This is a genomic window from Lentzea xerophila (assembly GCF_051094245.1).
Lineage (GTDB): Bacteria > Actinomycetota > Actinomycetes > Mycobacteriales > Pseudonocardiaceae > Lentzea > Lentzea xerophila.
The window spans coordinates 8,264,328-8,289,972 of the sequence record NZ_CP194934.1 but is presented as its reverse complement, the minus strand read 5'-3'; the positions used below and the strand labels follow the sequence as shown (position 1 = coordinate 8,289,972).

Below are 25,645 nucleotides of genomic sequence, written 5' to 3'. Positions count from 1 at the left end.
CGGCCGACCATGTCGAGATCCGCGTTTCGGCGCCGTCCCCGTGGTGGAAGCGGCCAGGATAGGTCGCGACAGCAACGAGGGAGATGACCCGAGATGGCCAAGTACCTGCTGCTCAAGCACTACCGCGGCGCTCCGGCACCGGCGAACGACGTGCCGATGGACCAGTGGACCCCCGACGAGATCACCGCGCACATCCAGTACATGAACGACTTCGCCGACCGGCTGAAGGACAGCGGCGAGTTCGTGGACGGCCAGGCGCTCGCGCAGGAGGGCACGTGGGTCCGCTACGACGGCGAGGGGCGGCCGCCGGTCACCGACGGACCGTTCGCGGAGACGAAGGACCTCATCGCCGGGTGGATGGTGATCGACGTCGACAGCTACGAGCGGGCGCTGGAGCTGGCCGGGGAGCTGTCGGCGGCGCCGGGCAAGGACGGCAAGCCGATCCACGAGTGGCTGGAGCTCCGCCCGTTCTACGGCAACGCGCCGACGATCACGGAGTGAGAAGTGGACGAGGCGCTGCTCAGGAGCCTCACGCCGGCCGTGCTCGGCATCCTCGTCCGTCGCGGAGCAGACTTCGCGGCGGCCGAGGACGCCGTGCAGGACGCGCTGGTCGAGGCCGTCCGCGTGTGGCCGGCGGACCCGCCGCGGGATCCCAAGGGCTGGTTGGTCACGGCGGCCTGGCGCAAGTTCCTCGACGCCACGAGAGCGGAGACGGCACGGCGCAGGCGTGAGGAGTTCGTCGACGCAGAACCGGAGCCGGGGCCGGCTCAGAGCACCGACGACACGTTGCAGCTCTACTTCCTGTGCGCGCATCCGTCGCTGACGCCGTCGTCGGCCGTCGCGCTCACGCTCAGAGCCGTCGGCGGGCTGACCACGCGCCAGATCGCGCAGGCCTACCTGGTGCCCGAGGCGACGATGGGCCAGCGCATCAGCCGGGCCAAGAAGACGGTCGCCGACGTCCGGTTCGACCAGCCCGGCGACGTCGCCACCGTGCTGCGCGTGCTGTACCTCGTGTTCAACGAGGGCTACTCCGGCGACGTCGACCTGGCCGCCGAGGCCATCCGGCTCACCCGGCAGCTCGCGGCGGCGATCGACCACCCCGAGGTGGCGGGCCTGCTCGCCCTGATGCTGCTGCACCACGCCAGGCGCGCTTCCCGGACGGCGAGCGACGGCACCCTGGTGCCGCTCGCCGCGCAGGACCGCGGGAAGTGGGACACGCGGCTGATCGCCGAGGGCGTCGAGATCCTGCAGGCGGCACTCGCGCGGGACCGGCTGGGCGAGTTCCAGGCGCAGGCGGCCATCGCGGCACTGCACGCGGACGCGCCGCGGGCCGACGAGACCGACTGGGTGCAGATCGTCGAGTGGTACGACGAGCTGGCGAAGCTGACCGACAGTCCCGTCGTGCGGCTCAACCGGGCGGTGGCGGTGGGGGAGGCCGACGGGCCACGTGCCGGGCTGAAGGCGCTGGCCGAACTGGACGACTCGCTACCCCGCTACTCGGCGGTGGCGGCATACCTCCACGAACGCGACGGCGACCGGCGAACGGCCGCGCGGCTCTACGTCGTGGCGGCGGAGAAAGCGTCGAACCTCGCCGAGCGGGAATATCTCACCCGCCAGGCCGCCCGGCTCAACACCTGAAAAAGCCCGCCCACCCGAAAGGTGAGACGGGCCTTTGTGATCAGGCACTCAACCGTGCGAAGAAAAATTTCAGACCGTGCCACCGGCGGCCGTGGGCGCACCGGCGTCGGAACCCTCGTCGCCCACGGTTTCGCGGGTCAGGAACGTCTCCACGTAGAACATGTTGCCGTCGGCGCGGTCCATGATCGTGAGAAGCGTCTTCATCGAGGAGACCTCCTCGACCTGTTCCTTGAGGAACCACTGCATGAACTGCTCGCCGATGTAGTCGCCCTCCTCGCGGGCGGCCTTCGCCAGCGCCACGATCTGGTCGGTGACCAGCTGCTCCTGGCGCAGGGCGAGGTCGACGAGGTCGCGCGGCGCCTTGAACTCGTTGATCGGCGCAGTGGTGCCGGGAATGGCGACCGGGATGTCGTTGTCCATGAGGAACTGCACGATCATCATGGCGTGGTTGCGCTCTTCGAGGGCCTGCTTGTAGAAGTGCGACGCGAGGCGCGGAAGGTCCTCGTTGTCGAACCACACGGCGAGCGCGATGTACTGCTGGGAAGCGGAGAACTCATTGCCGACCTGAGTCTGCAGGAGCTCGTGGAACCGCGACTTCTTGGACAGGATCTTCTTCACGTTCGAGGCCATGTGGAGTACGTTAACCCAAAACGGTTGTTCCCGCATTCCAGGAAAAGCTAACCTTTGTTTGGAAAGGTAATCCAAACAAAGGTTAGGCATTCCTAACGATCACACCAATGGCGCGCGGTCGATCGGGCAGGACATGCACCGGGGTCCGCCGCGGCCCGAGCCCAGCTCCGAACCGGCGATCCGCAGCACCTCGACGCCCGCGTCCTCCAGGCGCTCGTTCGTCTCGACGTTGCGCTCGTACGCCACGACGAGGCCGGGGCCGACCGCCAGCGTGTTGTTGCCGTCGTCCCACTGCTCGCGCTCGGCCGTGACGGTGTCCAGGCCCGTGTCGATCACGCGCAGCCGCTCGATGCCCATCGCCTCGGCCGCCGCCTCCAGGAACGGCACGGGGCCGTCGACGCGCACGCCGCCGTCACCGTCGGAGCGCAGCGGGTAGGCCGTCAGCGTGTGCCTGATCGCCGGGTACATCACCACGGCGTCGCGGTCGACCATCGTGCAGACGGTGTCGAGGTGCATGGTGGCGCGTTCCTGCTCGATCGGCACCGCCAGCACCGTGTGCGCGAGACCGTCGGCCAGGGCGGAGCGCGCGAACGACTCCGCGCCCGCCGGGGTGGTGCGCTCGCCGACACCGATGGCGATCACGCCCGGCGCGAGCAGCAGCACGTCACCGCCCTCCAGCGGGGCCGAGTGGGCGCCGTACGCGCGGCCCGTGCGGCGGAACCGCGGGTGGTAGGCGTAGATCAGGTCGGTCAGCGTCGTCTCGCGGTCGCGGGCGGGCAGCGCGAGCGACGTGATGGCCACGCGGTCGCCCACCCAGACCGACGAGTCGCGGGTGAAGAGCAGGTTCGGCAGCGGGTCGACGGCGAAGTCGATCGGCAGGTGCATCCTGCGCACCAGCGACGCGCCCTCGGCGGCCGGCATCTCCTCGAACGTCATGCCGGTCATCAGCACCTGGGCGAGCTGCGGTGCGTCCAGCGACGAGAGGTGGCTGCGCAGCGCGTCGGCCAGGTCGATGCCGAGGCGGCGCTCGTTGACGGCGCTGTGGATGCCCGCGATGCGCGCGCGGTTGTCCTCCAGGGCCTGCACCAGCACGTCGGCCAGCAGTAGTACCTCGACGCCGCGGGAGGTCAGCGTCGCGGCGAACGCGTCGTGCTCCTCCTGGGCCCTGCCGACCCACGGCACGCCGTCGAACAGCAGCTGGTCGTTGTTGCGCGGGGTGAGCCTTTTGAGCTCGTTGCCCGGCCGGTGCAGCAACACCGTGCGCAGCGGGCCGACCTCGCTGTCCACGCGGGGCGCGGCGTCCGGGAGTGCTTCGGTCTCAGCGATCGTGTGCGCAGTCACCGGACGAGCGTAACCCTGAACAGCGCAAATCGCCGCTGCGGAGGCCTGATCCGCAACGAATAGCGCATCAATTCGCGTTCGGCGGTCGATTCATTAAGGCAACCAGCTCACTTTGCCGCGCAACATTGTGTAGCCGACGAAGGCGACCACGTCGAGGATCGTGTGGGCCACCACCAACGGCCACAGCCGCCCGGTCCGCTGCCAGTAGACACCGAACACCAGGCCCATGACGAGGTTGCCGACGAACCCGCCGAAGCCCTGGTAGAGGTGGTACGAGCCGCGCAGCACGGCCGCCGCGAACAGCGCCGTGTACTGCCGCCACCCGAGCTGCCGCAGCCGCGTGATCAGGTACCCGACGACGAGCACCTCCTCCGCCCACGCGTTGCCGGCGGCGGCGAGGATCAGCGCCACGCTCATCCACCACTGGTTGTCCAGAGTGGACGGCTGAACGGCGAGGTTCAGCCCGAGCGCCCAGGCGGCGAAGTAGAACGCCAGCCCGGGGATGCCGATGATCGCGGCCAGGCCCAGCGCGCCGAGGGCGTCCGCGCGCTTGCGGGTGCCGTCGAGACCGATGACGCGCAGCTTGATCCCCGTGCGCCACAACAGGTACAGGCCGATGCCGCCCCACGCGGCGAGCTGCAGCACGCCGAGCAGCTGAGCCACGAGGTCCAGCAGGTCGGCGCGCGCCTGCGGGACGTTGATCGCGACGGACTGCTCGTTGAGCGGCGTCGGCTGCAACAGGCTGTCGACCAACCGCACGAGGCTGCGCAGGCCGGACAGCCCGAGCGTCATGCTGAAGACGATCAGCAGCTCGAGCTGGTAACCGCGCTTCTCGGCGTCGGGGATCACCGCGGGTTCGATCACCTGCGTGACGCTACCGCCGTGGTCACCTCTGCGAGAGGAACGGACAGCCCATCAGCCGGCGGAGCTCCGCGGCGAGCTCCTGAGCCGTGCTGACCGGCTTGGAGAACGCGATCCGCACGTCGTGGTCGTCGCACTCGGCCTCGACCCGCAGCCGCAGCCCGAACCGGTCGAGCCCGAGCGGCCGCACGTGGCCACTCCGCAGCTCCTCCGGCAGATGGCGGGCGAGCTGGCCGACGACGTCGCGGTGCGCGGCCTCCAGGTGCCGCAGCCAGTTGTCCTCGTTGCGGCAGAACGGGTCCGGCGTCGCGCTCGCGAATTGCTCCGGCCGGATCGACGACGTGCCCTCGGCGTCCGCGATCACCATCGACGCGGGTGTGAGCCTCAGCACCGTGGCGCCGTGGCCCGCGTCGAGCAGCCGGTGGTCCGGGCGCACGTCGGCGACGGCCAGCACCTCCTCGCGCGCCTCCTCGCCCTCCAGCGCGGAGACCCAGCCGGTGAGCCACAGCAGGCCGCGGACGGGTTCGCGCAACGCCACCGGGGCCTGGTCGGCGATCTCCAGCATCGCCGTCACCTCGGTGCGCGGGCTCTGCCACAGCTGCCCGACCAGCGGATGTTCGTCGGGCAGCAGCAAGATCGTCGACCCGCACGGGCGCACGTGGTGGAACAGCGGGCTGGTGCGGGATCCCGCCTGAGGGAGCAGGGCGGCCTGACCGTGGCGAGCCGCGATCGTGCGAGCCCGCTCCGCGGCGTGCGGCGCCGGTGGGCGCCTGGTCTGGGTGTCGGTCACCGCTCCACCTCCTCGAGGTTAGGCAAGCCTAACTTAGCCATGGTCATCAGGGGAAGCGTCACCTGTACGGTGGACGCGTGGTCGTGCCCAACAAGCCGTCCACCGAGGTGACGGCGCTCGACGATCGGTGGACCCGGCACTGCGTGGACCGGGCGAGCCGGCGTGCCCTGATGTGGACGGTTCTCGCCGGTGCGGCCTTCGTGCTCCAGTTCGTTCTCGTGCTGGTGTGGTCGTGGTCCTCTCCGGTGGCGTTGGTGCTGTTGTTCTTCGCCGCGGCCGTTCTGCTGATGGTGACGCGGCGGCGCCCGGTGCGCTTGCCGGAGGGGGAACCGTGGATTTTCGCGCAGGCGAAGTGGGAGGGCGGCCGGCTGGTCGTGCTGGGGCAGCCGCCGATGTTGCTCACCCTTCGCGTGGGTCCGTTGCTGCGCGGGCGAATCGCCCGGCACCGCCGCGTGTGGTTCGTGCCGCCGGACGCCGCGGGCAACACCGTCGTGACCTTCCGGGGAGTACCCCAACTGATTACCGCGCGCGTGTTTCGATGATCATCTAGCGGGCTATGTCAATGGACGTGCACGTGACCACGGGGTGGAGCGACACCTGCCTTGCGCGGGCGGATCGTCGCGCGGTCGGGCACATCTTCCTCGGCCTCGCCGTGCTCGGCGTCGTGCTCGTGGTCGACCGGATCTGGCTCACCGTGCTGTCCGTGCCGGTGGTGCTGGAACTGGCCGCGCCGGGGTTGCGGCACTTCTTCACGCGCCGCGGCACCGTCGAGCTGATCGAGCGGTTCCCGTTCCGCCCGGTCTCGGTGAGCTTCGTGGCGGGCCGGCGCATCGGGCGGCAGGCGTACCTGCGGGTCGCCGACTCGGAGATGAACCTGCGGCTGCCCGAACTGCCGGAGCGGGCGCGCGTGCTGGTCCGGCACACCCGGCGGATCTGGATCGCCGGCCCGGACGAACGCGGGCGTGTCGTCGCGATGACGCGCGGGCTCGCGTTCCTCACGCGCGGACGGGTCGTGGACCGGTAGGGCGTGTCCCGTGAGTCTCGTCCGCGATAGTCGCGGCCGAGGGCCCCGGAGGCGGCACCGCCGCAACGCCCGAATACGCCCGGTATGAGGGCGTCGCGGCGGCACCGCCTCCGGGACTCTCGACCGTGACTCTCATCGAACGGACTCACGGGACACGCCCTAACGGCCCGTTGCGATGCCTTCGGCTTCCGCCCACTGCGTGAGGTCGTCCTTGCGCAGCGCCGCCGCCAGCAGTTCGGGGAACTTGTCCGGCGTGCAGGCGAACGCGGGCGCTCCCAGCGCGGAAAGCTTCGCGGCCAGTTCGTGGTCGTAGGCGGGCGTGCCGGAGTCGCTGAGCGCCAACAGGTTCACGACCGTGACGCCGCTCGCGACCAGTTCGCGCACCCGGCGTTGCAACTCGGTCTCCGAGCCGCCCTCGTAGAGGTCGCTGATGATCACGACGACCGTGTCGGTGGGCCTGCGCAGGACCGTCTGGGCGTAGGCGACCGCGCGGTTGATGTCCGTGCCGCCGCCGAGCTGGGCGCTGAACAGCAGGTCCACCGGGTCGCTGAGCTGGTCGGTCAGGTCCGCGACCTCGGTGTCGAACACGACGAGCCGCGTCGAGACCGACCGGATGCTCGCGAGCGCCGAACCGAGCACGGCCGCGTGCACCAGGGACTCCGCCATCGAACCGGACTGGTCGACGAGCAGGATCACGTCCCGCATCGCCGCCGTCCGGCTGCGCCTGCGGTGCCCGATCAGGTCCTCGACGATGACGGTTTTGTGCTGTGGCTGGTAGTTCTTCAGGTTCGCCTTGATCGTCGTGGCCCAGTCGACGTCCTGCAGCTGCGGTCTTCTGGTGCGCCTGGAGCGGTCTACCGCGCCGCGAACCGCCTCGACGAGCCGGTCCTGCAGGCGCTTCTCGATGTCCTCGACGACCTTGCGCACCACGGCCTTCGCGGTGTCGCGGGTGCGGGCCGGGATGGCGCGGGAGAGCTGCAGCAGGGTGCTGACGAGGTTCACGTCCGGCTCGACGGACTGGAGCAGCTCCGGTTCGAGCAGCAACTGCTTGAGGCCGAGCTTCTCGACCGCGTCCCGTTGCATGACCTGCACGACGGACGTGGGGAAGTACTTGCGGACGTCACCGAGCCACCGGTGCAGTTGAGGTGAGCTGGCGCCGAGACCGGCACCACGATCGCCACCGCCGCCGTAGAGGCCCGTGAGCGCGCCATCACGTCGTTGGTCGTCCTCGCCGAGCTCGGACACGTCTTCCGCGCTCGGACCCAGGAGCAGCCGCCAGCGCCGCAGCCGTTCGTCGCTCATTTGAGAGCCGCCGCCACTTCTTCGGCCGCACGCACGACGTGAGGGCCGACGATGTCCGCGTCGAGCTTCTCCAGTGCCACGACGCCAACGGACGCCCTGAGGCCGGAGACGCCGCGCACCGGTGCCGCGACGCCGAACGCGTTCGGCTGCAGCTCGCCCGAGGAGACGACCCAGGTGTCGGTGGGTTGGGAGATGGCCTTGCCGGCCGCCCCGCGGTGCACCGGGTGGCGGGAACCCACCCGGTACGCCACGTGGAAGGCGGTCCACGACGGTTCGACGACGGCGACGGCCTGCGCCTCGGTGCCGTCCGCGACGGTCAGGTGCGCGGTGGCGCCGACCTTCTCGGCGAGCTCGCGCAGCGCCGGGTTCGCCGCCATCCGCAGCTGGGGGAGGACGTTGGAGGCGAGCCTCAGCACGCCCAGGCCGAGCCGGACCTTCGAACCCTCCCGGCGCACGAGACCGCGCGCCTGGAGGGGCACGAGGAGCCGGTAGACCGCGGCCCTGGACGCGCCGATGGCCGTGGCGAGCTCCGAGATCGACGGTGCCTCGGACTCCGCCTCAGCGACCGCCTGGAGCAGCGCCAGACCCCGTTCCAGGGTCAGCGAGCTCTCCTTCGTCGCTCCGACCATCACGCACTCCGAACTGTTCCCACCACCTCGGCGAGACCGACCACGGAACCGCCCTCACCGGGCGCCGTCGCCGTCAGCCTGACCGTGTCGCCGTCTTCCAGGAAGGACCTCGTGGAGCCGTCGTCGAGCTTGAACGGTTCCTTGCCACCCCAGCTGAGCTCGAGGAACGAGCCCCGCTCGGTGCGCTCCGGTCCGGAGACCGTGCCGGAGGCGAACAGATCACCTGGGCGCACCGTAGCCCCGTTCACCGTCATGTGGGCCAGCTGTTGCACAAAAGACCACGACATCTCCCGGAACGGGGGCCGCGCGACGATCGTGTCGTTCAGCTCCACCGTGATGGTGATGTCCAGGCCCCACGGCTGATCGCAGGTCAGGTAGTCGTGCAGCTTGTTCGGCAGCGGCGGCGTCGGGACGCGTGCGACCGAGAACGCCTCGAGCGGCGTGATCCACGCGCCGATCGAGGTGGCGAACGACTTGGCGAGGAACGGGCCGAGCGGCTGGTACTCCCAGGCCTGGATGTCGCGCGCCGACCAGTCGTTGACCAGGGCGACGCCGAAGACGTGCTCGGCGGCCCTGCTGGTGGACACGTTGGCCGCCTGCGGACCGCCGCAGACGAAGCCGACCTCGGCCTCGATGTCGAGGCGCTCGGAGGGACCGAACTTCGGGCCCTCGCTGCCGCGCTTCTGGCCGTTCGGGCGGACGATCTCCGTCCCGGAGACGTACACCGTGCCCGCGCGGCCGTGGTAGCCGATCGGGAGGTGCGTCCAGTTCGGCGTGAGCGGGTCGCCGTCGGGGCGGAACATCTTCCCGACGTTCTCCGCGTGGTGCCTGCTCGAGTAGAAGTCCACGTAGTCGCCGACGGTGAACGGCAGCTTCGCGGTCTCGATCCCGACGAGCTCCGCGCCCTTGGGGGCGGACGTCGCCGTGACGATCTCCTTGAGCTTGGCGCGCAGCGCGCTCCAGACCGGGCGCCCGGCCTTCAGCAGCGGGTCCAGCGAATCACCTTGCACGTACTCGCTGCACTTGCCCAGGGCGAGGCTCTTCAGGAGCAACGCCTGGTCGCCGACGCGGACCGCCACGCCCCCGTCGACGACGCCGTAGGGGAGGGTCTGCGGTCCGAACGGCTGGTCTTCGGTGAAGTTCGGGTCGCTGATCCAGCTCACAGCAGTCCAAGCCCCTCGAGGTCGGCGACAGGTTCGGCGAGCGAGCACGAGCCGTAGCTCGCGAACACGCCGCGGACGGCGTGGGCGGCCTGGTCGCTGAGCGCCTTGGCCTCGGCGGTGAGCGCCTCGGCGTCGGTGCTCGCCAGCGCCTCGCGGACGTCGCGGCCACTGAGGGACCTCGCCGTCGCGACGAGGAGGTTCAGGAAGCCGTGGTGGGTGAAGCCCTGCTCGTCGGTGTGGCGGACGGCCTTGTGCAGGCCCGCCGTCGCCTTGAACGCGACGCCGCCGCCACTGACCACGGACAGGAAGTCCGCGACCTCCTCGACGCTCGGGAAGTTCTCCTGGCTCAAGCCGCCGCAGCGCAGCTTGGGCCAGCTGCCGTGTTCGATCACCCGGCGGACGCCGTCGAGCCACTCAGCCCCGCCGCGGCGGGGTTCGACGACGCGGATGACGTCCTCGGGCACGAACTCGGACACGCGCTCGAGCCACACCTCGTCCACATCGGACGGTGCGGGCATCTCGACCATGCGCAGTGCCAGTAGCTCGCTTCTCGACTCGACGATGGACACGGCCTTCGGCACGCCGCCGAGGCCGGTGTCGATCACGAGTGACAGTGCGATGGGTTTGGCCGGCTTCACCTTGATGAGCTCGGTGATCAACTCGGCGAGACGGGAGGCAGGACAGAGGAAGAGACCCATGACGCCGGACCACTCGCCGACTCGTCCGTCGAGGTGCCCGCGCACCGCGTCGGGCATCGGCGCGTTCCCCGGAGGGAACAGCGCGGCATCGTCCACAAGCCTCGCGAGCAGGGGCGGAGTACCGCGCGGACCGGGCGCACGGAGTTCGACAGCGCTTGACACGGCTGACACGCTAGCCGTGTACCGCCAACTGAACAAAGATGTCCGATAGTCGAACGCCCGGAGAGCACTCATGGCCTACTACCGCCAGGTGGGAGAGATCCCCCGAAAGCGCCACACCCAGTTCCGCAAACCGGACGGTGGCCTCTACGCGGAAGAGCTGATGGGGGTCGAGGGATTCTCGGCCGACTCGGCCCTGCTCTACCACCGGCACCTGCCGACGGCGATCGTGAACGCGGAGACGGTGAAGGACGAGCGCGGGACCATCGCGCCGAACCTGCCGTTGAAGCCGCGGCACTTCAAGACCACGGACCTGACCTGGGCTTCTGACGAGGTCGACGCCGTCACCGGGCGCCGGAAGCTGTTCGGGAACCCGGACGTGACCATCGGTTTCGTGGTCGCTTCCGTGCCTTCTCCGTTGTACCGCAACGCTTTCGGTGACGAGCTGCTGTACGTGCAGAGTGGCTCCGGTGTCGTCGAGACGATCTACGGCGCGCTGGAGGTCGGTGACGGCGACTACGTCGTGATCCCGACCTCGTGCACCTACCGGGTGGTGCCGTCGTCGCCGATGTCGTTGCTCGTGCTGGAGGCGACCGGGCACATCGGGCCGCCTCGCCGGTACCTGTCGAAGGCCGGCCAGTTCCTGGAGCACTCGCCGTACTGCGAGCGCGACCTCCGGGGGCCTGAGGAGCCGTTGGTGGTGGAAGGGGAGGACGTCGACGTGCTCGTGCGGCACCGTGCGGGCCTCACGCGCTTCACCTACGCGAACCACCCGTTCGACGTCGTCGGCTGGGACGGGCACCTGTACCCGTGGGCGTTCAACATCCGCGACTTCGAGCCGATCACCGGCCGCGTGCACCAGCCGCCGCCCGTGCACCAGACGTTCGAGGGCCCGAACTTCGTCGTGTGCTCGTTCGTCCCGCGCAAGGTCGACTACCACCCGCTGGCCGTGCCGGTGCCGTACAACCACGCGAACGTCGACTCGGACGAGCTGATGTTCTACGTGGGCGGCAACTACGAGGCGCGCAAGGGTTCCGGCATCGGCATCGGCTCGATGTCGCTGCACCCGTCCGGCTGCACGCACGGCCCGCAGCCCGGCGCCGTCGAAGCGTCGCTGGGCGTGGACTACTTCGACGAGACCGCGGTCATGGTCGACACGTTCCGCCCGCTGGAGCTGGGCGAGGCGGCGGAGGCCTGTGAGGACCCGGCTTACGCGTGGACGTGGGCCCGTCGCGGTCCGGCCTGATTTCTGTCGGGGGTCCTCGCTACTTTGGACCCGTGAGGACACGAGCCGTTCCGATGCGCTGGCAGGGCCTGGGCAAGGCCCTGCCGGTGCTGTGGGGCCTCTACACGGGCTCCGGCTCCGTGCCGTACCGCGTGTGCGTCGACCTGGCGGCGGGCTCGGCGAAGTGCACGTGCCCCTCCCGCAAGTTCCCCTGCAAGCACGCGGTGAGCCTGCAGGAGCTCGACATCCCCGACGCCGCGCCGCCCGAGTGGGTCTCCGAGTGGACCGAGCGGCGGGCGGCCCGTGAGCTCGACTCCTCGCCTGAGGCCGTGGCGCGGCGCCTCCGTGCCCGCGAGAAGACGGCGGCGAACCGCGCCCTGGCGATGTCCTCGGGCATCGACGGCCTGCGCGACTGGCTGTTCGACGTCGCCTCGGCCGGCATCGCCTCCCTGCCGGGCCGTCCGGCCTCGTGGTGGCAGGCGTTCATCGCCCGCATGATCGACGCCCAGGTCCCCGGCATCGCCGCCGCCGTCGCCGAGATCCAGGAGATCGTCGCCCGCTCGGGCCCGCGCTGGACCGCCGACGTGGCCGACCGCCTCGGCGGCCTGCACCTGCTGTGCTTCGTGCAGCCGCGCACCCGCCTGGGCGTCACCGTCCCCGAGGAGAGCGTCAAGTCTTCTCCCGGCCTCTCGGACCGCTGGGTGGCCCTGCTGCGCCTGGAGACCGACGACGGCCGGGTCCGCACCATCCGCCAGTGGTGCTGGGGCCGCCAGACGGCCCGCTGGGTGGTCGCGATCCGCCACTCCGCGGTGGGCGCCCCGGTGCCGCTGCTGCCCCACGGCCAGGAGTCCTCGGCGCTGGTCCACCCCTACCCCGGCTCGGACCGCGTGGCCCTGGGCGAGCTAGCCGGGTCCCGCGCGCCGGACCCGGTGCCGGCGCCGTCCTCGTGGCGTGCGGCCCTGGCGGCGCTGGAGCCGATGCTGACGGCCGACCCGTGGCAACGCCTGTTCCCCCTCGGCTGCGCCTCCGTCCGGCTGTGCGGCACCTCCCTGGTGGACGCCTCTGGCCAAGGCCTGCCGGTCCGCGACGACACGGGCCTGGACATGGCCCTGGCGCTGACCGGCGGCGTCCCGTTCGACGCCTGGGGCCTGTGGGACGGCCACGCCCTGCGGCTGGGCGCGGTGTCGATCGACGGCGCGCTGGAGGTGGTGGCGTGAGCGCGCCTCCGCGAGCCGGACGTCCGGCCGTGGGCGGTCCGCGGGCCGTCCGGCTCTCCGCGTCCCCCGCCTCTCACCGCCGGGCCGTTCGCTCGCCGATCGAGGCCGCGCACCCGTGCCGCTCGTCCACTCCGGCTGTGCCTCGTTCGACCCACCCCCACCACACCCCGGAGGTGGCGCCGTGAAGGCCGACTGGTCCAAGACCGTCCAGGACCTCCTCATCGGCACCACCCGAGGCGGTGGCGACCCGGCAGCTCTGCTGTCCGACTGCGCCGCGCTGGGCGTGGCCGCGTTCGGCGCCACCCTCCCGCAGCAGGTCCAGGCCGACCCCCTGCCACCCGCGCCGCAGGAGACCGCCGACTTCCCGCGCCCGGCCGCCAGGGCGGTCCTCGAGGCGATCATGAGCCTCGACGACGAGGTCCTCCTGACCGAGTGGTGCGCCCTCGCCAAGGCCGGCGGCGTCGTGGCCGAGCACCGCATGCTCCCCGCCCTGCTGGCCCTCGGCACGGCCCGCCCCGGACTCAGAGCAGCCGTGGTCGAGGTACTCGGCACGAGGGGCCGCTGGCTCGCGAACACCCGTCCTGGCTGGTCCTGGGCCAGCGGCAACGCCCCGCTGGTGGACGAGGTCCCGCTCGAAGAGATCCTCGACCTGCCCAGCGCTCAACGGGTCCGCGCCCTGCGCCGCAAACGCAAGGCCGACCCGCGAGAGGTCGGCGCGTTCATCGCGCGGGAGTTCGTGGAGTCCCGCCGCTCGGCCGATCGGCAGGTGCTGATCAGCGCCCTCGAGACCGGCCTCGGGCCGCAGGACGAGCGGCTCCTCGAAGCGGCCCTCGACGACAAGGCGGCGGCCGTCCACGACGAGGCCCTCCGGCTCCTGCGCAAGCTGGGGCGCACGCGCCTCGCCGCCCGCGCGGCCCACCGCCTGCGCCACGGCCTGCGCCTCACCGTGGACGGGCTCGACATCCGGCCGGACGAGCTCTGGACCGGGCAGCCCGACGCGGCCGAGCAGCGCGATCTCATGCGCGACGGCTCCGAGAAGGGGGTGGCCGGCCGCATCAGGGCCGCGGCCGCGAGTGTTCCGCCGTCGTACTGGACCTCGACCCTCAAGGCGGACGACGCCAAAGCCGCCGACATGCTCAGACGGGGGCCGTGGGCCGGTGCGCTGCTGAGGGGCGTCGCCGACCAGCTCGCCGCCGCGAAGGATCCGCGACCCTGGGCCGTGGCCGCCGCCGAGACGCTGACGGGCATGGAGCAGCTCGAGATGCTGGCCGCGCTGCCCGCCGAGGTCGCCGAGCAGGCGCTCGTGGCGGTGTCGCGGAACTGGCACTACGACCTCCTCGACCACGCCTGCGCCCAGCTCCCGGCCCCGTGGTCGCCGGAGACGACCCGCGCGCTGCTGCACCGCTACGCCGCGCTGCCCGACCCGCGCTGGCGGTCCGGCAGGCCGCCGGCGGTGCTGCTCGCGCGGGGTGACGCCGACCTGCTCGGCGCCAGCTGGGAGGCTCTGACTCGCCGCTGGCCGGAGAACTCCCTGGAGCTGGAGGTTCTCCGCCTCCGGATCCGCCTGCGTGAATCGTTCGCACCAGCACCGCCCCAGGAGGCCCAGTGACCGCCGTGCTCAGGCCGACGGCAGAACAGCAGTACGCCGCCGAGCTGGACGCCGTCGCGGCCCAGGACGACCGGCAGCGGCCGCCGAACTGGCGCATGTCCCCGCGGGCCGTGGTCACCTACGTGCTGGGCGGCACCCTTCCCGACGGCACCGTGATCACGCCGAAGTACGTGGGTGCGAGGCGCTTGGTCGAGGTCGCGGTGGGCACGCTGGTCACCGACCGGGCGCTGCTGCTCGTGGGTGTGCCGGGCACGGCCAAGTCGTGGCTGTCGGAGCACCTCGCGGCGGCGATCAGCGGCGACTCGACGCTCGTGGTCCAGGGCACCGCCGGCACGAGCGAGGACCAGGTCCGCTACGGCTGGAACTACGCCCGCCTGATCGCCGAGGGGCCGAGCGAGAACGCGCTGGTGCCCAGCCCGGTCATGAAGGGCATGCGGCAGGGCGCGGTGGTCAGGGTCGAGGAGCTGACCCGCATGCCGTCCGAGGTGCAGGACTCGTTCATCACCGTCCTCAGCGAGAAGTCGCTGCCCGTCCCCGAGCTGAACACGCAGATCCAGGCCGTGCCGGGCTTCACGGTCATCGCCACGGCCAACGACCGCGACCGGGGCGTCAACCAGATGTCGTCGGCGCTGGCGCGGCGCTTCAACACCGTCGTGCTGCCGCCGCCCGCGACCGAGGACGCCGAGGTCGAGATCGTCGTGACCCGTGCGCAGCAGCTCGGCAAGGCGCTGCAGCTGCCCGCCGAACCGCCGGCACTGGACGAGGTGCGGCGCGTCGTGCGGATCTTCCGCGAGCTGCGCGGTGGTTCCACTGTGGACGGTCGCACGCAGCTGAAGAAGCCCAGCGGCAGCCTGTCCACGGCGGAGGCGATCTCGGTCATCGCGAACGGCATGGCGCTCGCCGGGCACTTCGGCGACGGCACGCTGGGCGCGGACGAGCTGGCGAGCGGGCTGATCGGGTCGGTGATCAAGGACCGGGTGTCGGACGCGACGGTGTGGCAGGAGTACCTGGAGACGGTGCTGAAGGAGCGCGCCGAGTGGCGTGACCTCTACCGGGCGTGCCTGGACGCCAGCGGTGACTGACCCGGTCCTCCTCGGCATCCGGCACCACGGCCCCGGCTCGGCCCGGATGGTCAAGCGGGCGCTGGAGAAGACACGACCGGCGCTCATCCTGATCGAGGGGCCGCCGGAAGCCGACGCGCTCCTCGAGCACGTCCACGCCCTCACGCCGCCGGTCGCGATCCTGCTGCACGACGAGACCGAGCCCGAGAACGCCGCGTTCTGGCCGTTCGCGGAGTTCTCGCCGGAGTGGCAGGCACTCAGCTACGCAGCCGAGAACGGCACCACCGCACGCTTCTTCGACCTGCCGGCGGCGGCCTCGATCGGCGACGACGGCCCGAGCGGCAACGTCGACCCCATCGGCCTGCTCGCCGAGGCCGCGGGCTTCGACGACCCGGAACGCTGGTGGGAGGACGTCGTCGAGCACAGCGCGTCGGACCCGATCGACCTCGCGAACGCCATCGCCGAGGCCATGGTCGCCGTGCGCGCGGAGTTCGAGGCCGAGGTAGGCGAACGCACGCTCAGGCGCGAAGCGTTCATGCGCCAGACGATCCGCAAGGCACGCAAGGAGACCGACGGTCCGATCGTGGTCGTCTGCGGCGCCTGGCACGTCCCGGCGCTCCTGACCAGCCCGACCGTCGCCGCCGACACCGCGTTGCTGAAGGGCCTGCGCCGCCGCAGGATCTCCGGCACCTGGGTCCCGTGGAGCCACGGCCAGCTCGCCGCCGAGTCGGGCTATGGCGCGGGCGTCGACTCGCCGGGCTGGTACGCGCACCTCTGGCAGCACCAGCAGGACGTGGTCCCGCGCTGGTTCGCCAAAGCCGCGGCCGTGCTCAGGGAAGAAGACCTCCCGGCCTCGACCGCGAGTGCCGTGGAAGCCGTCCGGCTCGCGGAAACCCTTGCCGCGCTGAGGGAACGCCCGAGTGCGGGCCTCAGCGAGGTGAACGAGGCGGCGCTCGCCGTCCTCTGCGGCGGCGACGAGGTCCCGCTCCAACTGGTCCACCGCAAGCTCGTCGTCGGCGAACGCCTCGGCGAGGTCGGCGAAGCGGTTCCGCAGTCACCGCTGGCCGCGGATCTCCAACGCCTGCAACGCAGACTCCGCCTCCCCGCGGACGTCCAGCCCAAGCAGCTCAAGCTCGACCTCCGCAAGGACACCGACCGCGAACGCTCGAAACTCCTGCGGCGCCTCGAAGTCCTCGGCGTCCCGTGGGGCAGACCGGACCGCTCGAACTCCCTCGGCACCTTCGCCGAGGTCTGGCAACTGCGCTGGGACCCGGTCTTCGCGGTGTCCGTCGCCGTCGCCGCCCGGCACGGCACCACCGTCCACACGGCCGCCGAGACCGTCCTCACCCAGGCCGCGAAGGACGCCGAACGGGTGGCCGACGCCGCCGCGACCCTGACCAGATCCGTCGGCTGCGAGCTGCCCAAGGCCGTCGCCGAGGCCCGGACCGCGCTGGACCGCTGCGCGGCCATGGCCACCGACGCCCTCGAACTGCTCGCCGCCCTCCCGGACCTGGCGAGAACGGTCCGCTACGGCTCGGTCCGCGGCACCGACCCGGAACTGCTGCGCGTGGCACTGCACGGCCTGCTGACCCGTGGCGCCGTCGGCCTCCCGCTAGCCTGCCGTGGCGTCGACGACGAAACGGCCGAGACCGCGCTGACCACGATCGACGGCGCCCACGAGGCCACCCGCTTGGCCGCCGACGACGACCACCAGAAGACCTGGTGGCGAGCCCTCCACGCCTTGGTCAAAGCCGAAGCCCACGGCCTCCCGACCGGCAGGGCGACCCGCCTGCTCTGGGAAGCGGGCGAGCTGACCAGCGACGACGTCGCCGCCCGCCTGCACCGCTCGGTCGCCACCGCGTTCGTCGCGGGCTTCCTCAGAGGCTCGGCCACGCTCCTGGCCGCGGACCCCCGCCTGTTCGGCCTGATCGACGAGTGGCTGAGCGGCCTGCGCGGCGACGCGTTCGACGACGCCCTGCCCCTGCTCCGCCGCGCGATCACCGACTTCACCCCCGCCGAACGACGCCTGCTCGGCGAACGAGTCGTCGCCGGCGAGACCCCTCAACCCGCCGCCGACGACGAGTGGGACCCCGAGATCGCCGAACGCCTCGCCGCCCACGTCCGCGGCCTCATGGCGGGAGTTTCGCGTCCGGCCGATCTGCCGATCCCAGAACCGTGACCGCACCGGAAGAAGATCACCTCACCGCGCCGGACGAAGAGCGCCTCGAGGAGTCCCAGCACCTCATCGACGAGGCCAAGAAGATCGCCCACGACCTCCGCGAAGAAGTCCCGGACACCGCGGCCGAGCCGCCGGAGAAGGGTTCTCCCGGAAACTAGTGCCGCCCGCGACCGACCAGGGTGAGGGACGCGGGGCACCCGGCTGACCGCCGTACTACGGGGCCAAAGCCCGCCGGCCACGGCGTCAGCGGCGCTAGAGCGACCAGGGCGGCGTGATCGTCTGCCCGTCCGCCAGCGTGCCCACGATGCCCACCGACGTGGCCACCAGCACCCGCGCCGGCCCGCCGGTCAGCGACAGCTCGGTGTTCGGCGGCACCACGATCGCGTCGCCGGCCGACGCGGTCTGCCTTTGGATCGTCACCGACCCGGACAGCACGTAGAACACCTCCTCCTTCGACGCGGAGTGCGGCGTCCCGTCGCCGCCTTCGGGCACGTCGACGGTCCACAGCGCGATCTCGGAACTGCCGCGCGACGGCACGGCCAGCGACCGGAACTCGAACCCGCCGAACGAGTGCAGCTCGGCGGAATCCCCCGTGACCAGCAAGACGACCTCCAAAGTAGTCAACCAAGTTGTCCAACCTTAGAATAAGGACAACTAAGTTGTCTACCTTTGAAGGGATTCACGTGGAACCGGTGCCGATGCTGCTGGCGATGACGTACCGCGCCATGGGCGACCAGTTCCACGACCGGCTCGGGCAGGTCGGCCTGGAGCCGCTGCGGCCGGCGCACGGCTACGTCTTCCGGTTCCTCAAGGAGAAGCGCGCCACGGCGGTCGACGTCGGGCAGCACCTCGGCGTCACGAAGCAGGCGGCCGCCAAGATCGTCAACGAGCTCGACGAGTGGGGTTACGTGCTCCGTGAGCCGCACCCGACGGACAAACGCGCGCAGTACGTCACCCTCACCACGAAGGGCCGCGACTACCTGAAGTTCGCGGACAACCTCTGGTCGGACCTCGAAGGCGAGATGGCCGAGGCGATCGGGGCGGAAACGCTCGCGACCATCAAGTCCGGTCTCGCCGCCTACCTGCAGCACGTGCACGGCGAGGACCAGCCGAAAATTCGCCCGGTCTGGTGAACGCGATGTCCGAATTGTTCCCAATTCGGAGTCGGCGAACCGTGTCAGACTGGTGGTGACCAAAGAGGAGGCATGGTGACCGCGGTACCGCACCTGTTCACCCTTCAGGAATATCTGCAGCTCGGTGAGACCGAAGAGCGCACCGAGCTGGTGGAAGGGCGAATCATCGTGTGCGCAAGCCCCAACCGCAGGCACAACGAGGCCATGGGGGAGTTGTACCTGCAGTTGCGGCAGCAGCTGCCACGCGAGTTCGTCGTCACGCAGGACATCGACATCGACCTGGAGTTCGCGCCGTCGGACAAGCCGGGCACCGCACGTCGTCCGGACCTGCACATCCTTCCTCGGGTCACCGCTGAGCGACTCCGGAGTGAGGGTGGTGTGGCGCGGGCATCGGACGTGCTCGTCGTCGTCGAGATCGTCTCTCCGAGCTCACGGCGCATAGACCACGTGCTCAAGCGCAACGAGTACGCGAGAGCGGGTATCCCGCACTACTGGATCATCGACATCACTGAGCCGGTATCGATGCTGGTCTGCCACGAGGCGGGCCCGTTCGGCTATCGCGACTCAGGAGAAGTCACGGGCAAGTACGAGATCAGCGAACCGTTCGACGCTGTCATCGACCTCGACCAGCTCCTCGACCCCTAGAACACCTGCCACAGGGCCACCAGCGCGAACCCGGCGAAGAACACGCCGGCCACCCGCTGGATCCAGTGCGTCGGCAACCGCCCGGCGAGCTTCCGCCCCACCAGCACGGCCAGGCCCGCCACCGAGACCAGCGCCAGCCACGCCCCGAGCCCGACCATCAACGGAGCCCCGTACCGGGCGGTGATCCCGGCGGTCGCGAGCTGTGAGGCGTCACCCCACTCGGCCGCGAACAGCACGCCGAACGACGTCAGGGCCGCCCGCCAGAACGGCACGTCGGCACGCGTGCCGGCCTCGTCCGCGGAGTCCTCGTCCCGCGAGAACCCTTCCTTGAGCAGCAGGAACGCGCCCACGCCGAAGAGCAGGGCGACAACGCCTGCCACCACCCTGTCCGGCAGCAGGGTCAGCGCCGAGCCGAACGCGGCGGCCACGACGCTCTGCACCGCGAAGGCCGCCACGACGCCGACGAACACCGGCCAGGCGCGGTAGCGCGTGGTCAGGACCAGGGTCGCGACCATGGTCTTGTCTGGAAGCTCGACGAGGAACACCACCGCGAAGGCGGTGATGAACGCGAGCAATGAAGTGGCCACGAGGTCCTCCACGTCCGAATACGGAACCCGGACGGAGGCGCGACAGACCCCGACCGGGCATGCTGCAACCCGGCCGGAGGTCTCGTTCGCCCGACACAAGCATCGGGTGTGGGACCGGATCCACTCGAAGGCGGATCAGTATGTCGATCTCCACGCCACCGGCTGCGAACTCCGGTGGGAACTACTCCCCTCTGGCACATACATCTTATCCGACGCATGCCACCCACAAGGCGTGACCTCGCGCACGGGACCTTGGTCCCGAGCCGGGACGGGACCGTCGTACCTGATAGCGGCCATGATCCACACCTACATTCGAAGACGTGGACGTACTCGAACTCGCGCGGTGGCAGTTCGGCATTACCACCGTCTACCACTTCCTGATGGTGCCGCTGACGATCGGCCTTTCCCTGCTGGTCGCCGGGATGCAGACCGCGTGGGTGCGCACGGGCAACGAGCGCTACTACAAGATGACGAAGTTCTGGGGGAAGCTCCTCCTGATCAACTTCGCCATGGGTGTCGTGACGGGCATCGTCCAGGAGTTCCAGTTCGGCATGGCCTGGAGCGCCTACAGCAGGTTCGTCGGTGACGTGTTCGGCGCGCCGCTCGCGATGGAGGGGATCGTCGCCTTCTTCGTCGAGTCGACGTTCCTCGGCCTGTGGATCTTCGGCTGGGACAAGCTGCCGAAGAAGGTCCACCTCGCCTGTGCCTGGGCGTTCAGCCTCGCCACGATGGCCAGCGCGTACTTCATCCTCGCCGCCAACTCGTGGATGCAGCACCCGGTCGGCATCGAGATGCACGAGGGCCGTCCGCGCCTCACCTCGATCTGGGCCGTGCTGACGAACAACACGACGCTCGCCGCCTTCCCGCACACCATCGCCGGCGCGTTCGCGGTCTCGGCCGCGTTCCTCGTGGGCATCGCCGCCTGGCACCTGCACCGGAAGTCGGAGGAGGAACGCGTCTGGCGCAGCTCGCTCAAGCTCGGCACCTGGGTCGGCGTCGCGGCGTTCAGCGTGCTCGCGATCAGCGGTGACCTGCAGGGCAAGCTCATGTTCGAGCAGCAGCCGATGAAGATGGCCGCCGCGGAAGCGTTGTGCCACACCGAACAGCCCGCGAGCTTCAGCATCTTCGCGGTCGGCGACGTCACCAGGCCCGACTGCGAGAACGTCAAGAGCATCACGGTGCCAGCACTGCTGAGCTTCTTGGCGCACAACGACTTCAGCAGCGAGGTCAAGGGCATCCAGGACCTCGTGCCGATGTACCAGGAGCGCTACGGCGAGTTCTACCCGGTCGACGAACGGCTGGGTGAGCTGAGCGGCCAGCCGATCGACTACGTGCCGGCGCTGCCCGTGACGTACTGGGGCTTCCGTCTCATGATCGGGTTCGGCGGGATCTCGGCCGGCCTGGGTGTCTTCATGCTCTGGTTGACCCGAAAGAACCGGACGCCCACCGGATGGTGGTTCCCGGCTCTCGGCCTCGCCGGCATCGCGACTCCCTTCCTGGCCAACAGCGCGGGCTGGATCTTCACCGAGATGGGACGGCAGCCGTTCGTGGTCGTGCCCAACCCGACCGGCGTCGACGGCGTCTGGATGTTCACCGCGCAGGCGGTCAGCGCCACGACGCCCGGCGAGATCCTGACCTCGCTCATCGCGCTCACCACGGTCTACAGCGTGCTGGCGGTCGTGGAGTTCTACCTGATCCGCAAGTACGTCCGAGGCGGGATCCCCGGCGTGCTGCCGCAGAAGACCGACGACGGCGCCCTGGCGTTCGCGTACTAGGGGAGAGGCGACGTGGAAACGCTCTGGTTCGTGCTGATCGCCGTGCTGTGGCTCGGCTATCTGTTCCTCGAAGGTTTCGACTTCGGCGTCGGCATGCTGCTGCCCGTTCTGGGCCGCGACAACGCCGAACGCCGGGTCATGATCAACACCATCGGGCCGGTCTGGGACGGCAACGAGGTGTGGCTCATCGTCGCGATCGGTGCCACGTTCGCGGCCTTCCCCGGCTGGTACGCGGCGCTGCTGAGCGCCGCGTACCTGCCACTCACGTTGTTCCTCGTCGCGTTGATCGGCCGCGGGGTCGCGTTCGACTACCGCGGCAAGGTCGACAACCCGCGCTGGCGCAGGGCGTGGGACGTCACGATCGTCGCCGGCTCGTGGATCGCCACGCTCTGCGTCGGCCTGCTGATCTCGACGACGGTGCTGGGCCTGCCGATCGACGCGAACGGTGACCGGGTCGGCTCGCCCTTCGCGGCGTTCCGGTTCGACACGATCGTCGGCGCGCTCGCCTTCGCGGGGTACGCGCTGGTGCACGGCGCCGTGTTCACCGCCCTCAAGACCGAGGGCGAGATCCGCGAACGGGCCCGCCGCGTCGCGATCACGCTGGCGCCGGTGGCGCTTCTGCCGCTGATCGCGCTGCTCGCGATCGTCGCGGGGCTCTGGGCGGGCGTGGTCGTGCTGGTCCTCGCCGCCGCGATGTGGCGGTTGCTGCTGAACCGCGACGGGCAGTCGTTCGCGCTGATGGGGCTGGCGATCGCGGCGAGCGTCGCGATCCTGTTCGGCTCGCTCTACCCGAACGTCCTGCCGTCGACGCTGAACGACGCGTGGTCGCTCACGGTCGCCAACACGGCGTCGAGCCCGTACACGCTGCAGGTGATCACGTGGGTCGCCGGCTTCGGCACGCCCGCCGTGCTCGTCTACCAGGGCTGGACCTACTGGGTGTTCCGCAAGCGCATCGGCGTCAAGCACATCCCGGCAGCGCACTGAGATGAGAAGAGGCCCGCTGGGAGCACTGCCCCAGCTCTCCGGGAACGCCAGGCGCGCCCTCGTCGGGGTGGGCGCGCTGGCGTTCCTCAACGCCCTGGCGCTCGTCGCCCAGGCCGTCGCGCTGGCGTCGGTGATCACGACCCGCGAGGGCCTTCCGCTGCTCGCCGTGGCGATCCTGGCGCGTGCCGGTCTGTCGTGGGCGACCGAGTCGGCCGCGGCCCGCGCCGCCGCCGGTGCCAAGGAGGAACTGCGGACCCAGCTGCTGGCCAAGTCGTTCGAACGCGGTCCCGGCTGGATCGCCGGGCGCGGCACGGCCGAGCTGTCGGTGCTCGCGACCAAGGGCCTCGACGCGCTCGACGCCTACTTCACCCGCTACCTTCCCGCGCTGGTCACGGCCGTGATCGTGCCGCCGCTCGTGGGCGCGTGGATCCTCTTCACCGACTGGCCGTCAGCGGTCCTGATCGCGGTCACGGTGCCGCTGATCCCGGTCTTCGCCGCGTTGATCGGCTGGTACACCGAGAAGCGCGTCAAGAAGGCCGCGGACGTCACCGAGCTCCTGTCGGCACAGCTCCTCGAACTGCTCCGCGCCCTCCCGGTGCTGACCGTCTTCGGCCGTGCCAAGCAGCAGGCCGGTGCGGTGCGGCAGATCGGCGAACAGCACCGCAAGGCCACGATGGGCACGCTCCGGATCGCCTTCCTGAGCGCTCTGGTGCTGGAGATCGCCGCGTCGCTGTCGGTCGCGCTGATCGCGGTCGGCGTCGGTATCCGGCTCGTGCACGGCGACATGACGCTGATGACCGCGCTGGTCGTGCTGATCCTGGCGCCCGAGTGCTACCTGCCGTTGCGCGCGGCCGGAGCGGCTCACCACGCCAGCGAGGACGGCCTGGAGGCGGTCCGGCGCGTCGCCGAGGTCGTCGAGCACGAGGACGGCGCACGGCCGCGCCTCCCCGGCGGCTCGGTCCACGTCGACAACCTCCGCGTCCTGCGCAGGGGCGGTTTCGCGCCGGACGGCATCAGCTTCGACGTCCGGCCGGGGGAGATCTACCGGCTTGAGGGTGCGAGCGGGGAAGGGAAGTCGACGACGTTCCAGGTGCTCCTGGGCTTCCTGGAGCCGACCGACGGCACCGCGTTCGTCGCCGGCGACATCGCGTACGTGCCGCAGAAACCCGCCTTCGCCGCCGCCACCCCGCGCGCCGAGCTGGAGCTGACGGTTCCGGGCGCGGAGGACATCGAGGAGGTCGCGGACGAGGTCGTGGCCGGACATCTGCTCGACCGCCAGATCACCGACCTCTCGACCGGTGAACGCCAACGCGTCGCAGTCGCGCGCGCCCTGCTGAGGGTTCGTCACGGCGCGACGGTGCTCCTGCTCGACGAACCGACCGCGCACCTCGACCCGGTGACAAGTCGCAAAGTCGACAAAGCGATCAAGCGGGCCAGCGCCACGGCCGCCGTCGTCCTCGCCTCGCACCGCGAGAAGGAGGCGACCGAGGACGAGACGTTCGCCAGGGTCGTCACCGAACAGACGCAGCCGGAACGCCCGAAGCGCCTGCCGATCCCGTGGAAGGGTGCCGGGCTCGGCATCCTCGCGGCCGTCGCGGGGATCGCCCTGACCGCCCTGGCCGCCCACCTGATCGCCCGCGCCGCCGAGATGCCGCCGATCCTGACGCTGTCGGTGCTGGTCGTGGGCGTGCGGACGTTCGCGCTGAGCAAGGGCGTGCTCCGCTACGTCGAGCGCCTCGTCACCCACGACGAGACGTTCCGTCTCGCCACCGGCCTGCGCGCCGAGCTGTGGCTCAGGCTCACCCGCACCCAGCGTCGCGACGGGCTGCAACGGCTCGTCGAGGACGTCGACACCGTGCGCGACCTGGTGCCGCGCGTCCTGGTCCCGCCGGTGGTGGCGATCGGCGCGGGCATCGCGACCACGGTCCTGTTCGCGTTCATCGACCCGGCCGCCGCGCTGGTGCTCGGCGGACTGCTGCTCGCCGCGGGCCTCACCGCCCCGGCGGTCGCCGTCTGGACCGAACGCCGGGCCAGCACGAAGCTCGCCAGGGGCCGCCGCCAGGTCGCCCGCGACACGATCAACGCACTCGTCGCCGCACCGGACCTCATCGCGCACGACGCCCACCACCGCCTGCTGGCCCAGCTGCACGCCGAAGACGTCGAGCTCGCGGCACAGACCCGCAGGCAAGCGTTTGGCACCGGCGCGGCCACGGCGATCGTCCTGCTCGCGACCGGTGCGGCGGCCCTCGTCTGCGCGACCACGGGCAACCCGGTGCTAGGCCTGGTCCCGCTCGCGCTCGCCGAACCGCTGGCCGCGCTGCCGCTGGCCGCCCAGCAGCGCAAGGCGTTGCGGGAAGCCAGTGCCCGGCTGCAGTTCGACGCTCCGGAACGTCCCGAGCCGCCGCGCGGCAAGCGGATCAGGCTGGAGAACGTCGACGTCCGCTGGCCAGGCGCGACCGAGCCGACACTGCGCGACCTGCACCTCAGCATCGAGCCCGGCACGCACGTCGCGATCGTCGGACCGTCGGGCAGCGGCAAGTCGACGCTGTTCGCGCTGCTCCTGGGCTTCCTGCCGCCGGAACGCGGCATCGTCGAACTGCCCCGCGCCACCTGGTGCCCACAGGAGCCGATGCTGGTCAGCACGACGGTCAGGGAAAACCTGCGGATGTCGGGACAGCACGACGACGAGGCTCTCCGAGAAGCCCTGCGCACGGCGTGCCTGCCGGACTGGGCCGATCGGCTCGACACGGTGATCAGGCCGGACCAGGTGTCGGGCGGCGAGGCGCAACGGCTCGCGCTCGCCAGGGCGTTGCTGCACGACGCCGACGTGGTGCTGCTCGACGAACCGACCGCGCACCTGGACGAGCCGACGGCGCGCAAGCTCCTGGCGCGGCTCAGGCAGGACCGCAGGACGGTTCTGCACATCACGCACCGCCCGGACGAGGCGGCGAGGGCGGACCTCGTGCTGGACCTCGGCACGCCCGCATACCGTTGA

Annotated in this window: 25 protein-coding genes; 15 read left to right on the top strand and 10 right to left on the bottom strand. The window is 70.7% G+C overall.

The window, feature by feature from the left end; translation table 11 throughout:
- Positions 1-93 precede the first annotated feature (93 nt).
- On the top strand, positions 94-501 hold the full coding sequence (locus ACRSBM_RS39760) for a YciI family protein (RefSeq protein ID WP_434451871.1): 408 nt from the start codon (positions 94-96) through the stop codon (positions 499-501).
- Positions 502-504: 3 nt separating this feature from the next.
- On the top strand, positions 505-1,638 hold the full coding sequence (locus tag ACRSBM_RS39755) for an RNA polymerase sigma factor (RefSeq protein WP_434451870.1): 1,134 nt from the start codon (positions 505-507) through the stop codon (positions 1,636-1,638).
- A gap of 69 nt (positions 1,639-1,707) precedes the next feature.
- On the opposite strand, the gene ACRSBM_RS39750 is transcribed toward ACRSBM_RS39755, so the two are convergent.
- The 4 genes from ACRSBM_RS39750 to ACRSBM_RS39735 form a co-directional block, all read right to left on the bottom strand.
- A complete protein-coding gene (locus ACRSBM_RS39750) occupies positions 1,708-2,268 on the bottom strand; it encodes a ferritin (RefSeq protein WP_434451869.1) in 561 nt (186 codons plus the stop codon).
- 99 nt (positions 2,269-2,367) lie between these two features.
- Entirely contained in the window at positions 2,368-3,555 is a 1,188-nt protein-coding gene (locus ACRSBM_RS39745) for an arginine deiminase (RefSeq protein ID WP_434453418.1), read from the bottom strand.
- 147 nt (positions 3,556-3,702) lie between these two features.
- Positions 3,703-4,401, bottom strand: coding sequence for a CPBP family intramembrane glutamic endopeptidase (locus ACRSBM_RS39740; RefSeq protein ID WP_434453416.1), 699 nt, complete (start codon positions 4,399-4,401; stop codon positions 3,703-3,705).
- Positions 4,402-4,495: 94 nt separating this feature from the next.
- Complete coding sequence (locus ACRSBM_RS39735) at positions 4,496-5,260, bottom strand: DUF2470 domain-containing protein (RefSeq protein WP_434451868.1); 765 nt, start codon at positions 5,258-5,260, stop codon at positions 4,496-4,498.
- A gap of 77 nt (positions 5,261-5,337) precedes the next feature.
- Here ACRSBM_RS39735 and ACRSBM_RS39730 point away from each other — a divergent pair, with 77 nt between their 5' ends.
- On the top strand, positions 5,338-5,802 hold the full coding sequence (locus tag ACRSBM_RS39730; RefSeq protein WP_434451867.1) for a hypothetical protein: 465 nt from the start codon (positions 5,338-5,340) through the stop codon (positions 5,800-5,802).
- 32 nt (positions 5,803-5,834) lie between these two features.
- Positions 5,835-6,284 carry a hypothetical protein gene (locus ACRSBM_RS39725; RefSeq protein WP_434451866.1) on the top strand — a complete coding sequence of 150 codons (450 nt, stop codon included), beginning with the start codon at positions 5,835-5,837 and terminating at the stop codon, positions 6,282-6,284.
- Between the two features lie 159 nt (positions 6,285-6,443).
- On the opposite strand, the gene ACRSBM_RS39720 is transcribed toward ACRSBM_RS39725, so the two are convergent.
- Genes ACRSBM_RS39720 through ACRSBM_RS39705 form a run of 4 tightly spaced genes read right to left on the bottom strand, consistent with a single transcriptional unit; the run spans position 6,444 to position 10,238 of the window.
- The gene (locus ACRSBM_RS39720) at positions 6,444-7,586 is read right to left on the bottom strand and encodes a VWA domain-containing protein (protein ID WP_434451865.1); all 1,143 of its coding nucleotides are present in this window, start codon (positions 7,584-7,586) and stop codon (positions 6,444-6,446) included.
- A complete protein-coding gene (locus ACRSBM_RS39715; RefSeq protein ID WP_434451864.1) occupies positions 7,583-8,215 on the bottom strand; it encodes an IclR family transcriptional regulator in 633 nt (210 codons plus the stop codon). Before ACRSBM_RS39715 ends, ACRSBM_RS39720 begins: the two co-directional genes overlap by 4 nt.
- Positions 8,215-9,378 carry a fumarylacetoacetate hydrolase family protein gene (locus ACRSBM_RS39710; protein WP_434451863.1) on the bottom strand — a complete coding sequence of 388 codons (1,164 nt, stop codon included), beginning with the start codon at positions 9,376-9,378 and terminating at the stop codon, positions 8,215-8,217. The genes ACRSBM_RS39715 and ACRSBM_RS39710 overlap by 1 nt, the downstream gene beginning before the upstream one ends.
- Positions 9,375-10,238: a hypothetical protein gene (locus tag ACRSBM_RS39705; protein WP_434451862.1), complete on the bottom strand. Its 864-nt coding sequence runs from the start codon at positions 10,236-10,238 to the stop codon at positions 9,375-9,377. The genes ACRSBM_RS39710 and ACRSBM_RS39705 overlap by 4 nt, the downstream gene beginning before the upstream one ends.
- Positions 10,239-10,308: 70 nt before the next feature.
- Between ACRSBM_RS39705 and ACRSBM_RS39700 the strand changes: the two genes are divergently transcribed.
- The 6 genes from ACRSBM_RS39700 to ACRSBM_RS39675 all read left to right on the top strand — a co-directional run bounded on the left by ACRSBM_RS39700 (position 10,309) and on the right by ACRSBM_RS39675 (position 17,684).
- A complete protein-coding gene (locus tag ACRSBM_RS39700; RefSeq protein ID WP_434451861.1) occupies positions 10,309-11,481 on the top strand; it encodes a homogentisate 1,2-dioxygenase in 1,173 nt (390 codons plus the stop codon).
- A 32-nt stretch (positions 11,482-11,513) separates the two neighbouring features.
- Positions 11,514-12,677, top strand: coding sequence for an SWIM zinc finger family protein (locus tag ACRSBM_RS39695; protein WP_434451860.1), 1,164 nt, complete (start codon positions 11,514-11,516; stop codon positions 12,675-12,677).
- 181 nt (positions 12,678-12,858) lie between these two features.
- Complete coding sequence (locus tag ACRSBM_RS39690; protein WP_434451859.1) at positions 12,859-14,286, top strand: DUF5691 domain-containing protein; 1,428 nt, start codon at positions 12,859-12,861, stop codon at positions 14,284-14,286.
- Positions 14,283-15,368, top strand: coding sequence for an ATP-binding protein (locus ACRSBM_RS39685; RefSeq protein WP_434451858.1), 1,086 nt, complete (start codon positions 14,283-14,285; stop codon positions 15,366-15,368). Before ACRSBM_RS39690 ends, ACRSBM_RS39685 begins: the two co-directional genes overlap by 4 nt.
- Positions 15,361-17,526: a DUF5682 family protein gene (locus ACRSBM_RS39680; protein WP_434451857.1), complete on the top strand. Its 2,166-nt coding sequence runs from the start codon at positions 15,361-15,363 to the stop codon at positions 17,524-17,526. The genes ACRSBM_RS39685 and ACRSBM_RS39680 overlap by 8 nt, the downstream gene beginning before the upstream one ends.
- Positions 17,523-17,684 carry a hypothetical protein gene (locus ACRSBM_RS39675; protein WP_434451856.1) on the top strand — a complete coding sequence of 54 codons (162 nt, stop codon included), beginning with the start codon at positions 17,523-17,525 and terminating at the stop codon, positions 17,682-17,684. Before ACRSBM_RS39680 ends, ACRSBM_RS39675 begins: the two co-directional genes overlap by 4 nt.
- 94 nt (positions 17,685-17,778) lie before the next feature.
- Here the strand turns inward: ACRSBM_RS39675 and ACRSBM_RS39670 are convergent, their stop codons facing one another.
- Positions 17,779-18,150 carry a cupin domain-containing protein gene (locus ACRSBM_RS39670; protein ID WP_434451855.1) on the bottom strand — a complete coding sequence of 124 codons (372 nt, stop codon included), beginning with the start codon at positions 18,148-18,150 and terminating at the stop codon, positions 17,779-17,781.
- 35 nt (positions 18,151-18,185) lie between these two features.
- Between ACRSBM_RS39670 and ACRSBM_RS39665 the strand changes: the two genes are divergently transcribed.
- Positions 18,186-18,659 carry a MarR family winged helix-turn-helix transcriptional regulator gene (locus tag ACRSBM_RS39665; RefSeq protein WP_434451854.1) on the top strand — a complete coding sequence of 158 codons (474 nt, stop codon included), beginning with the start codon at positions 18,186-18,188 and terminating at the stop codon, positions 18,657-18,659.
- A 75-nt stretch (positions 18,660-18,734) separates the two neighbouring features.
- A complete protein-coding gene (locus ACRSBM_RS39660; protein ID WP_434451853.1) occupies positions 18,735-19,304 on the top strand; it encodes a Uma2 family endonuclease in 570 nt (189 codons plus the stop codon).
- Here the strand turns inward: ACRSBM_RS39660 and ACRSBM_RS39655 are convergent.
- Entirely contained in the window at positions 19,301-19,879 is a 579-nt protein-coding gene (locus ACRSBM_RS39655) for a TMEM165/GDT1 family protein (RefSeq protein WP_434453414.1), read from the bottom strand. The two genes, ACRSBM_RS39660 and ACRSBM_RS39655, sit on opposite strands and share 4 nt — an antisense overlap.
- 332 nt (positions 19,880-20,211) lie before the next feature.
- Between ACRSBM_RS39655 and ACRSBM_RS39650 the strand changes: the two genes are divergently transcribed.
- Genes ACRSBM_RS39650 through cydD form a run of 3 tightly spaced genes read left to right on the top strand, consistent with a single transcriptional unit; the run spans position 20,212 to position 25,645 of the window.
- Positions 20,212-21,666, top strand: coding sequence for a cytochrome ubiquinol oxidase subunit I (locus ACRSBM_RS39650; RefSeq protein WP_434451852.1), 1,455 nt, complete (start codon positions 20,212-20,214; stop codon positions 21,664-21,666).
- A gap of 12 nt (positions 21,667-21,678) precedes the next feature.
- On the top strand, positions 21,679-22,650 hold the full coding sequence (cydB, locus tag ACRSBM_RS39645; RefSeq protein ID WP_434451851.1) for a cytochrome d ubiquinol oxidase subunit II: 972 nt from the start codon (positions 21,679-21,681) through the stop codon (positions 22,648-22,650).
- Position 22,651: 1 nt separating this feature from the next.
- Positions 22,652-25,645 carry a thiol reductant ABC exporter subunit CydD gene (gene cydD / locus ACRSBM_RS39640; RefSeq protein ID WP_434451850.1) on the top strand — a complete coding sequence of 998 codons (2,994 nt, stop codon included), beginning with the start codon at positions 22,652-22,654 and terminating at the stop codon, positions 25,643-25,645.